The organism is Pseudomonas meliae (assembly GCF_001400515.1).
Lineage (GTDB): Bacteria > Pseudomonadota > Gammaproteobacteria > Pseudomonadales > Pseudomonadaceae > Aquipseudomonas > Aquipseudomonas amygdali.
Map to the genome: position 1 here is coordinate 15,812 of NZ_LJQT01000320.1, position 914 is coordinate 16,725.

General features: G+C 55.0%; 1 pseudogene. It reads right to left on the reverse strand.

Annotated features, from left to right (window positions below):
* Nucleotides 1–47: 47 nt before the first annotated feature.
* A pseudogene (locus ALO64_RS15010) lies at nt 48–827 on the reverse strand (ParA family protein).
* Between the last annotated feature and the right edge of the window lie 87 nt (nt 828–914).

A 914-nucleotide genomic window follows, 5' to 3' on the forward strand; every position in this document is an offset into this window, starting at 1 on the left:
AAGCGGACTTGTGTATAACGCTGAGTGCTACGCGCGGTGCATACCCATCACGGATGGGCATTGGTCTCCAGCAAGTGTGCAGGTCCACGAACTGCTGCGTCAGCTTGTGACGGGGGTCCAGGTGGATCAGCGGCAGGCTGGCCTGATGCGACTCGCGCATTTTCACCGATGCGCCCAGGTAGACCGGCAACACCGGCAGCCCCTCGGCTATCAGCTCGTCGAGCATCTGCTGCGGCAGGCTGGCTCGGGGCTGGAACTGGTTGACGATGATGCCTTCAACCTGAAGATCTTCGTTGTGATCCTCTTTCAGCTCCTCGATCTCGCGCATCAGTCCGTACAGCGCCTGTCGGGAAAAGCTGTCGCAGTCGAACGGAATCAATACACGATCAGACGCAATAAGCGCCGAAACCGCATAAAAGTTCAGTGCTGGCGGCGTATCCAGATAAATCCGCTCGTAATCCTCACTCAATTCGTCGAGCAGTTTGCGCAGCTTATTGATCTTGTGCTTTGCCTCAAGTTTGGGCTGCAAGTCGGCAAGCTCGGCAGTGGCCGTGACCACATGCAGGTTATCGAAAGGTGTTTCATAGATATCAACGTGGTTTTTCTTGGCGAACGGTGCTGCTGACAGTGTGTTCTTGAAGAACTCCGCAATACCCATCGGAATATCCTGACCGGTAAGGCCGGTGAGGTACTGAGTCGAGTTGGCNNTGGGCATCGAGATCGATCAACAACGTCCGATAGCCTTCGTGAGCGCTGACTGCAGCCAGATTGCAGGCGATGCTCGATTTGCCTACACCGCCCTTCTGATTGAATACCACGCGGCGCATGCTTTGGGTTCCTTGAAAGATGAAGAAACAGCAGGTGTGGCCGATAACGACCTTAAGAGGTGTAGAGTCTAGGGAGGCGCTGCAAAA